This window comes from Pseudoalteromonas sp. 2CM28B (assembly GCF_023161935.1).
This window is the reverse complement of the sequence record NZ_JALNTH010000032.1, coordinates 74144-84269: the sequence shown is the minus strand read 5'-3', so window position 1 is coordinate 84269 and position 10126 is coordinate 74144. Positions and strand designations below refer to the sequence as shown.

The following is a 10126-nucleotide window of genomic DNA, read 5'->3' as shown; positions in this document are numbered from 1 at the left end:
GCATATTACGCTTTCCTATTTTTTTGTCAACACTTAATTTTGTTAAACTTGAAAGTTTTCGAAACTAAGTTTTACTCAACTCACTGAGTAGCTCGTGCCTCGCTATGCGTTGCCCTCTGCCGTCTCAGTGGGGTCGCATTATAGGGAGATCCGAAAACAGATCAACCCTTTTTTGAAGAAAACCTGAAATAAATGACTGTTCGCTGGATATTTAGACTAAACGCTCATTTTAACCACTAAAAACTCCGCAAAGGTCGACTTAATTAGCTTACTTTAAGTTTCCAACCGCATTTTTTCTGATACTTAATCTCTTGATTTAGCTCACTTGCCATCAATGGATGATTTTTTAACCAATCATTTTCAAATTGAATCACTAACTCTTCATTCTCAGCTGTTATCTTAAAGTTTGGCAACACATCATCTTGTCGGCGCATTGATAGAATAACAGCGATACGTAATAGTCGAACCATATACGCGGCAACAATACTATGTGCACCTAAATGATCTAAGCATCCCTTTTGAAGGTCCCAGCGATGACTATTAGCTATAGCAACAATTACTTTATGCTCTGATTGTGAAAAACCGGGCATATCGGTATTTTCTAAGATATAAGCGGTATGTTTGTGGTACTGCTTATACTCTATTAGTAAACCTATTTCATGAAGCTGCGCGACAGCATTCAAAAGCGGTAATCCGTTTTGTGCTTCAATCGGCCAATAATGACTGACTTCATTAGCTAACAGTACTGCTAAACTTGATACTCTAGATGCTTGCTTTTGATCCACATGATAACGATTCATAAAACCATCAATAGTACGTTGGCGAATGTCGGTATTGTGTAGCTCCGGTAGCATGCTATATAAAACACCTTCACGAAGCGCGCCACCCGCTAATCCCATTTGTTCTATTTCTAGTGACTCAAACAGTGCAATTAAGATAGCCAGCCCAGATACAAACACTAAACGTCGCTCTTCACTTAACCCTGGCAAGTCGAGTTCAGCGATAGTCTCATAAGCAATAGATTGTTGCTTAATGGTGTATAGCTTTTCAAGGGTGAGCATTTCATTTAAATTTTGTGCCACCATGATTTCTTGAATAGCTTGTACGGTCCCTGACGCACCAGAGGCAAGTTGCCAACCAGCCGTTTTATACTCAGGCGCTATTTCATCAATAACAGCACGCGCGGCTTTAATAGCAGTATTAAAGTTTGCTTCATTTAACTGGCAATCTTTAAAGTAGCGTTCAAGGTAAGTAACACACCCTATATTAAGACTTTTATAGTGACGTGCTTCAAAGCCTTGGCCGATCACCACTTCAGTACTCGCACCACCAATATCAATAACTAGCTGTTTGCCCGCACATGAAGAAGTGTGCGCAACTCCTTTGTAAATAGTTCGCGCTTCTAGCTCACCACTAATAACATTAACTTTATGGCCTAATATTTTTTCAGCACGTAATTTAAAGTCGTCGGCGTTGGTTGCTAAACGAAGTGTTGCAGTGGCAACAATGGTGATGTTTTTCTTGGGAATATCTTGCAAACGTTCCGCAAACAAGGCCAAACACTCCCAGCCTCGTTGCATAGCCTCTAAGCTCAATAGATTATTATCATCAAGCCCAGCGGCGAGTCTTACTTTGCGTTTGACGCGACCTATTGTTTGCAAGCCACCCGCCACTGATTTGGCAATAAGCATATGAAAGCTATTTGAGCCCAAATCAATGACTGCATATACATTTTTTTGCGGTTTAAGTTGCCCCACCGTTCAAAAACCTCTAGTTACGAATACTATCAAACTAACGGTCGGTTAAGACCGTCCTTTTTGGTAACCATTATTTGGGCGACGTCCGTTGTTATTACTACGATTACGTGGACCGGTAGAAAAATTACGTTTTCTGTGAATAGTCGGCTTAGTCAAATCATCTAGCAATGCACTTTTATCGTAATGCGATAAAGGGATGCTGTGCTCGATGTACTCTTCAATTTCATGAAGGTTATAAGCATACTGCTCACACGCAAAGCTAATTGCATGACCCGAAGCGCCTGCACGAGCTGTACGACCAATACGATGAACGTAATCTTCGCAATCATCAGGTAAGTCAAAGTTAAATACATGACTTACTTCTGGAATATGTAAACCACGCGCAGCAACATCGGTAGCTACTAAAAAGTCTAGCTCGCCTTTACTAAATTGCGCGAGTATTGATTGACGTTTCTTTTGGTTTACATCACCGGTGAGCATACCCACTCGATGTCCATCTGCTTTTAACCATGCATACACAGTTTCACAGCTGTGTTTGGTGTTTGCAAAAACAATGGCTTTCTCGGGCCATTCTTCTTCAATCAGGGTTAACAACAGCTTAATTTTATCTTCTTGTGAAGGATGAAATAGCTCTTCTTGAATACGTTTACCCGTTTTTACATCGGGTTCTATTTGCACATGCTCTGGGTTTGTCATATGTTCAAATGCAAGCTCTTGTACACGATACGACAGTGTGGCAGAGAATAATAAGTTTAAACGTTCTGATGTATCCGGCATACGACGGAACATATAACGGATATCTTTAATAAAGCCTAAATCGAACATACGATCGGCTTCATCTAGCACGACTACCTCAATTTCATTAAGGGTGTAACAGCCTTGCTTGTACAGATCTATTAGGCGACCTGTAGTACCAATTAAAATATCAACGCCTTTTTCTAGTTGTGCACGTTGTTTTTCGTAATCTTCGCCACCATATACTAAACCTAAGTTAAGATTACAGTGCGGCGCTAAAATTTTTGCATCTTTGTGTATCTGAATCGCAAGCTCCCGAGTTGGGGCCATGATCAGGGCTCTTGGATGTTTACTAGGTGCTTTGCTAGATTGTAATAACCGGTGGCATGTGGCGGTTAAAAACGCCAACGTTTTGCCTGTACCTGTTTGTGCTTGGCCCGCAATATCGCGCCCTTCACAAATAAACGGTAGGCATTTAGCTTGAATGGGTGTGCAATATTCAAACCCACTTTCGGTTAACCCGGCAACCACTTCCGGTGCAATAGCAAAGTCTGAAAACTTTTTATCGGTCAAATGTGTCTTAGTCATAGCGTTTAAGCATAACGTTTAAACTTGCAATAAGAAACAAGAGTGTTTAAATACGCACTAAATATTTCGCCTAACTAAACCGGAGAGCGCAATGAGCGAGAAAATAATCCAAATTACCGACGATAGCTTTGAAGCTGACGTATTACAATCAGACAAACCTGTACTAGTAGACTTTTGGGCTGAATGGTGCGGACCGTGCAAAATGATCGCCCCAATTCTAAGCGAAGTTGCTGAGGAATTTGATGGCCGTGTAACGATTACTAAATTAAACATTGACCAAAACGCAGGTACTCCACCTAAATTTGGTATTCGTGGTATTCCTACACTACTACTTTTCAAAGATGGTCAAGTGGCTGCAACTAAAGTAGGCGCATTATCAAAAACACAATTAGTTGAGTTTTTAGAAAACAACATCTAAGTGTAAATTTATAAAAAAAGGGCGCTCAGCCCTTTTTTTATTATTTATTTTACAGAAGTACTGGACGCTGCAGTAATGACCTGCTAGTTTATAAAGCCAACTAATCCTTAGTTATATTCAACAAACCTCACTCAACGATCTAATAAAGCGATTTTGAGTATGACAACTGTAATAAAGAACCCACCAATATGCATTTACGCGAATTAAAAGACAAGTCTATAAAAGAGCTTGTAAACTTAGCTGAGTCCATGGGGCTCGAAAACGTAGCCCGCTTAAGAAAGCAAGACATTATTTTTGCTATTCTTAAATCCCACGCCAAAGGCGGAGAGAATATTTTCGGCGGTGGTGTATTAGAAATTTTGCAAGATGGTTTTGGCTTTTTAAGATCATCAGAAGCTTCTTACTTAGCTGGCCCAGATGATATTTATGTATCTCCAAGCCAAATTCGCCGTTTTAGTATGCGTACTGGCGACTCTATTTCAGGTCTTATTCGTCCGCCAAAAGATGGTGAGCGTTACTTTGCTTTACTTAAAGTAAACGAAGTTAATTTTGATAAACCTGAAAACTCTCGCACTAAAATACTTTTTGAAAACCTGACGCCACTACATGCAAACGAACGCTTTCGTATGGAACGTGGTAACGGCAGTAAAGAAGATATTACCGCACGAGTTCTTGATTTAGCGTCACCCATTGGCCGCGGCCAACGTGGTTTATTAGTAGCACCGCCAAAAGCGGGTAAAACCATGTTGCTACAAAATATTGCGCAATCAATCACACATAACCACCCTGATGTTACATTAATGGTTTTACTTATTGATGAACGTCCGGAAGAAGTGACTGAGATGCAACGCCTAGTAAAAGGTGAAGTTATTGCATCAACATTCGATGAACCAGCATCTCGCCATGTACAGGTTGCTGAAATGGTTATCGAAAAAGCAAAGCGCTTAGTTGAGCACAAAAAAGACGTGGTGATTTTACTTGATTCAATCACACGTTTAGCACGTGCTTACAACACCGTTATTCCATCATCAGGTAAAGTATTGACCGGTGGTGTAGATGCTAATGCATTACATAAGCCTAAACGTTTCTTTGGTGCAGCACGTAACGTTGAAGAAGGCGGTAGCTTAACAATTATTGCGACTGCGCTTATTGATACCGGCTCTAAAATGGATGAAGTTATTTACGAAGAGTTTAAGGGTACGGGTAACATGGAACTACACCTTAACCGTAAAATTGCGGAAAAACGTGTATTCCCAGCTATCGACTTTAACCGTTCTGGTACGCGTCGTGAAGAATTACTTACTAAGCCTGATGAGCTCCAAAAGCTGTGGATTTTACGTAAGATAGTCCATGACATGTCAGAAATTGATGCCATGGAATTTTTAATCGATAAACTATCAATGAGTAAAACCAACGATGAGTTTTTTGATTCGATGAAACGTCAGTAATCTGAACGCTGGTTAACTAAATGTTTTTAAATAAAAAAGACACCAGATGGTGTCTTTTTATTTTTAGAGTAAATCAGCTTATCTGTATTGCTTAAGCAGTACCAGCAAGTCATTTACTAATGTTGTTAACTTTTGAGTGTTAATTTGTGACTGAAGTAATTCATCATCTAGTGCTTTTGCCACTAATGCTATCTCTTTAAACTCAAACATTTGTGCCGCACCTAAAACTCGGTGGCTATCTTTTTGCAACAATTTATAATCTCCAACTTTAAAATGCTGTTCAATTAGCTCACTTTCTGTAATCAGGCTTTGTTTAAAACTCGCTACTAAATCACTCATATCTACATGGATACTTTCTGTCGATAAATCCTCATTTGCTGAGCTTAAGTATTTAGCTAAAACAGTGTAAAAAGATTCTTTGTCTATTGGTTTTGCTAAATAATCGCTAAAACCAAGTGATAAGTAGTGGTCAATCTCGTGGCTCATGGCATTGGCCGTTAACGCTAAAATAGGCTGCTCATAGCCACATTGTTTGAGTAGTTCAAACGCAGAAATACCATCCATAACGGGCATTTGAATATCTAAAAGCACCAAATCCGGATACAACTTTAAACTTTGCTCTACGGCTTGCTCACCATTTTCAACGGCAATCACTTCAAGTCCTAGGGAGTGTAAATAACGACTGATCAGTTTTCGGTTATCACTGTGATCCTCAGCAAGCACCACCTTACCGGATAACAACCTATGCCCCTCACCCGATTTAGCCTGCATATCATCGTGGCAAACTTGCTCTTCAACTTGTATACAAGGCAAATAGAACGAAAACTCACTGCCCTTTTTAAACTCACTCTGCACGCTAATATAGCCACCCATCATCGCTGCTAACTGCTGCGACAAACTCAAGCCCAAACCGGTACCGCCAAAACGTCGGCTAATGCTGTTATCTGCTTGACTAAAGCATTCAAAAATAAGCTTAAGCTGTGAGGATCTCATACCAATTCCAGTATCTTGAATACAAAAGAGCAGCCCTTGATCCGTTTTGCTAACAGCAATTGTTACGTGCCCCTTATGAGTAAACTTAATGGCATTGGCGCATAAATTAATAAGTATTTGTTTTACTCGAGTTAAATCTAGCCGCGTAAAATAGGTATCACCTAACTGACTCTCTAATATCAGTGACAAGCCTTTCGCTTTAGCTTGTGGAGAAAACATAGCATGAACATCGTTGATCAATCGCACCATATCAAAACAGCTAATGTTAAGCTCTAGCCTGTTTGCTTCGATTTTACTTAAATCAAGCACATCATTGATCAGGCTTCTTAAATGCTCACTTTGTCGTTGTATTACCCTAAGCTCATCTTGTAATTGCTCAGCCTTGTACTGACCACTAATAAGATTATCTGTTTGCGCCAAAATAGCGGTTAATGGCGTTCTAATTTCATGGCTTATATTTGCTAAAAACTGGCTTTTAACCTCGTTAGCTTCACGCAGTTCTTGCGCCACACTTTGCAGCTCTTTGGTGCGCTGTTCAACTTGATCACTCAGCTTTAACTTCGCTTGTTTTTCTGTTCGGCGTTTATAAACAGCAATTACTGTAATTAAAATCAATATGGCAACAATCACCAATAAGAACATCAGCTGTGAACGTTTAGCTATTTGTAATTCTTGTAAGTATTGTTGCTGTTTTAATTGTTTAATTTCTTGGTTTAGCTGATTTGATTCAAACTGAATTTGAAATTGACTGACCGCTTTTGAGGCTTCTTCGGTATTAACACTGCGCTGATAATCAACATACTGTTGATGCAAACTTAACGCTTTTTCATAATCCCCTAAGCTAGCATGGATCAGCGCTTCAATCCCCAAACCGTCTTTTATGCGCATGCCATTATTATACTCTTTGGCAAGCGTAATTGAACGCTCTGAGGTTTCTTTGGCATTTTCTGTATCGCCTTGCACAAATTGAACAGTCGATAACACGTGTAAAGCAGCCGCTAGTAACGACTTATTATCAGCCTCAAGTGCAAACTGCTGCCCTGCATTAGCATGATATAACGCGACATCAAATTTATTTAATTTAAGGTTAATTGTTGCTAAATTGGCGTGCTTAGTCGAAAGCTGAAAGGCGTTATTAACACTTTGATAGTAGCGCAAAGCTAATTGGTTGTAATGCAACGCTAACTGGTACTGCCTTGATTCAGTGTACGCCACACCCATGTTACCGTATACCTGTGCAACGCCATCGTCATCACCAAGCTCTTGAAAAACTTTTAAAACCTCACGATACATCTCAAGCGCGGACTCATAGCGAGAGAGACGAATATAAATACCGGCAATATTATGTAATATATCGGCTTTATCTTGTGCGCTCCCCACTTTTTCATAAATGACTTTGGCTTGCTGATAATAATCGAGGGCTAGCTCCATGTTATACATATCAAAGTAAGCGAGCCCAATATTACTGAGTAAGTTAGCCTGTTTAATCGGGCTTTTAAGGGGAACGGCAATGTTTAACGCGCGATTATAATCAACGACCGCTTGTTGCACTAACCCTTGATAATAAAGCACCACGCCTTGCATTTTAATTGCACGAAAATAAAGTTTTGGCTGTTCTTTAAGGGTGCTATTCGCCTCTAGTAATTTAAAATACTTTAGTGCGTTAGCTAAATCACTCTGTGTAAACGCCAGCTCCGCTAAGTCACTGTAAATGGTCACGCGTTTTAAGTTTGGAAGATCAGGGTTAGCTAATATGTCTGTTGCAAGGCGGTGCTTTTTAGTCCATGTTTGCTCAAGATCGAACTGCTCAAACAAACTTGTCTGCTCATTGGATAAAGCGTCGTTTGATGCACCACTCAGTACAACCAAAAGAACAATAAAGCAGATGCGCTTTAACCGAGTCAGCATAAAAATATCCTTTAATCCTTGCTAGCCATAATAAAATGACAGCCAAACAATATGTAAACATCTAATTTAGACGAATATAAAACAGGCATTCACGCCCACTCCTTGGGGTTTAATGTTACTTAGGTGTATGATAATTTGTTAAAGATACACCAATTAATAGATTGTAAACAATGTTTAACCCACTGATAGATGAGATTTTTGAACTATTAATCAATAAAAAAGTGTGGATGGTTCATACTTTAGCATCGGAACTAAAAGAACGTGGGTTACTTGATACCTTAGCCGCTGATCCCGAGCGTGATTTATTTAAACATAATTTTTTAATTATGAATGCACTTTATCAATTACAGCAGCAAGTCATGCCAAAACAGCAGCTACTGATTGAAAGTTTACACATTGAACTGGTGAGCGACCCTCGCCAAAACCAACTTCACCCAAACGATCCGCTGCGTGACTACTACTTAAACTGGCAAAACTTTGAAACATCAACAGCAGAAATTAACGCATTATTAGACAGCTTTTGGCAACGTTTCAGTAAGCCTAAACAACATGAAGCGCCTTTAAGTGCTCAGCTACATCAGCAATTAATCGCTCGCTGGCAATTAGTACAACCAATTACCTTAAAAACATTACAAAAGCGTTGGCGACAACTTGCAGTACAGCATCATCCAGATAAACAAGGGGGTGATAATGAAGTGTTTAAACAATTAAAAATAGAGTATGAGCAACTCAAGGCGAGCTGCTCATTTTAGATCGAGAATTAACGCGTTAGGCGACGCGCACGGATTTTACGTCCTTTAATATTACCTTCGGTTAATTTGCGTAACGCTGGTTTAGATGAGTTACGCTCTACCGCAACAAATGCCACGTTATCAAGTACGTTGATTTTACCAACTTGGCGCCCTGCTATACCATCTTTACCTGTTAATGCCCCTAAAATATCACCCGCGCGCACTTTTTGCTTTTTGCCTGCATCTATCATCAGCGTCACCATTTCAGGTTTGTATGGCGGCTTATCTAATAGGTTATAAGATGGCATTGGCTCAGGGGTAAAATCACGCTCATAGTGGTCACCAATTTGCGCTACTTTAAATTGCTCTGCCTCACCATAAATAGAACATGCAATCCCTTTTTTGCCTGCTCGTCCGGTACGGCCAACACGATGTACATGAGTTTGTGGATCGTGAGCTAAGTGATAGTTAATCACCATGTCCATATCATCAATGTCTAAGCCGCGTGCTGCTACATCGGTTGCCACTAAAATAGACGCACTCTTGTTCGCAAAATGAATCAGTGTACGCTCACGGTCACGCTGCTCTAAATCACCATGCAGCGCCACCGCACTAAAGCCTTCATCGGCTAAGTCATCACATACTTGCTGCGTTTCTACCTTGGTATTACAAAACACCACACAGCTTTGAGGGGTAAATTTAAGAAGTAGCAGCTTAAGCGTTGGATAACGCTGTTTATTATTATCCATTTTGTAGAAGTATTGTTTAATCGTACTTTTTTCTTGCTGCTCTTCTACTTTAATCATTTCTGGATTGCTTAGTACACGCTTAGCAATAGCTTCGATTGATTTTGGAAAAGTAGCGCTAAATAACAACGTTTGACGATTGGTTGGAATGCGATCAATTATGGCATCGAGGGTATCTTGAAAGCCCATATCAAGCATTTGGTCGGCTTCATCAAGTACTAGGGTTTCAACATCATCTAAACGCAATGTACCTTTGCGAATATGATCATCAACTCGCCCTGGTGTACCTACAATAATATGCGCACCATGTTCAAGTGAGCCAATTTGAGGACCAATTGATACCCCGCCACACAAAGTTAAAATTTTAATATTATGAATACCGCGTGCTAATTTGCGCATTTCAACCGCTACCTGCTCTGCAAGCTCACGGGTTGGGCACAGCACTAACGACTGAATACGAAAGCGTTTAACATTCAGCTTGGCTAAAACGCCTAAACTAAATGCCGCTGTTTTACCTGAGCCTGTTTTGGCTTGAGCAATAATATCTTTGCCATTTAAAACGGGTGGTAGGCTTTGCGCCTGTACAGGCGTCATTTGGGTGTAGCCGAGCGTTGATAAATTATCAACTAACCCTGAAGGTAAGGCCAACGATGAAAAAGCAGTTGCAGTCACAGTAAATTCCATAGCAAAAAAATAACTTGAGAAAAGTCTCAATAAATATGCGGCTAATAATAGCAGATTTAACAATTAGCAACCATTAACAACGCACGATAAAAAGTGCAAATAAAGATATTGCAAATGA

The 10126-nt window shown here is 40.0% G+C and carries 7 protein-coding genes; 3 read left to right on the top strand and 4 right to left on the bottom strand.

Annotated features, from left to right (window positions below; translation table 11 throughout):
• Positions 1–263: 263 nt before the first annotated feature.
• Together gppA and rhlB are read right to left on the bottom strand one after the other, a co-directional pair.
• On the bottom strand, positions 264–1757 hold the full coding sequence (gene gppA / locus MTN96_RS28495) for a guanosine-5'-triphosphate,3'-diphosphate diphosphatase (RefSeq protein WP_138626643.1): 1494 nt from the start codon (positions 1755–1757) through the stop codon (positions 264–266).
• Positions 1758–1802: 45 nt separating this feature from the next.
• Positions 1803–3080: an ATP-dependent RNA helicase RhlB gene (gene rhlB, locus MTN96_RS28490; RefSeq protein WP_010392673.1), complete on the bottom strand. Its 1278-nt coding sequence runs from the start codon at positions 3078–3080 to the stop codon at positions 1803–1805.
• Between the two features lie 91 nt (positions 3081–3171).
• Here rhlB and trxA point away from each other — a divergent pair, with 91 nt between their 5' ends.
• Positions 3172–3498 carry a thioredoxin TrxA gene (gene trxA, locus MTN96_RS28485; protein ID WP_013463750.1) on the top strand — a complete coding sequence of 109 codons (327 nt, stop codon included), beginning with the start codon at positions 3172–3174 and terminating at the stop codon, positions 3496–3498.
• A 188-nt stretch (positions 3499–3686) separates the two neighbouring features.
• Positions 3687–4946, top strand: coding sequence for a transcription termination factor Rho (gene rho, locus MTN96_RS28480; protein WP_013463749.1), 1260 nt, complete (start codon positions 3687–3689; stop codon positions 4944–4946).
• Positions 4947–5024: 78 nt separating this feature from the next.
• Here rho and MTN96_RS28475 read toward each other — a convergent pair whose 3' ends face one another.
• Positions 5025–7847 carry a tetratricopeptide repeat protein gene (locus MTN96_RS28475; protein ID WP_248533583.1) on the bottom strand — a complete coding sequence of 941 codons (2823 nt, stop codon included), beginning with the start codon at positions 7845–7847 and terminating at the stop codon, positions 5025–5027.
• A 170-nt stretch (positions 7848–8017) separates the two neighbouring features.
• Here MTN96_RS28475 and MTN96_RS28470 point away from each other — a divergent pair, with 170 nt between their 5' ends.
• Positions 8018–8599 carry a DNA-J related domain-containing protein gene (locus MTN96_RS28470; protein WP_248533581.1) on the top strand — a complete coding sequence of 194 codons (582 nt, stop codon included), beginning with the start codon at positions 8018–8020 and terminating at the stop codon, positions 8597–8599.
• A gap of 8 nt (positions 8600–8607) precedes the next feature.
• Here the strand turns inward: MTN96_RS28470 and dbpA are convergent, their stop codons facing one another.
• A complete protein-coding gene (gene dbpA, locus MTN96_RS28465; RefSeq protein WP_248533580.1) occupies positions 8608–9996 on the bottom strand; it encodes an ATP-dependent RNA helicase DbpA in 1389 nt (462 codons plus the stop codon).
• Positions 9997–10126 lie beyond the last annotated feature (130 nt).

Coding starts and splice junctions, on each gene's coding strand:
- rhlB (WP_010392673.1), bottom strand. CDS start 3,080: ATGACTAAGACACATTTGACCGATAAAAAGTTTTCAGACTTTGCTATT.
- trxA (WP_013463750.1), top strand. CDS start 3,172: ATGAGCGAGAAAATAATCCAAATTACCGACGATAGCTTTGAAGCTGAC.
- rho (WP_013463749.1), top strand. CDS start 3,687: ATGCATTTACGCGAATTAAAAGACAAGTCTATAAAAGAGCTTGTAAAC.
- MTN96_RS28475 (WP_248533583.1), bottom strand. CDS start 7,847: ATGCTGACTCGGTTAAAGCGCATCTGCTTTATTGTTCTTTTGGTTGTA.
- MTN96_RS28470 (WP_248533581.1), top strand. CDS start 8,018: ATGTTTAACCCACTGATAGATGAGATTTTTGAACTATTAATCAATAAA.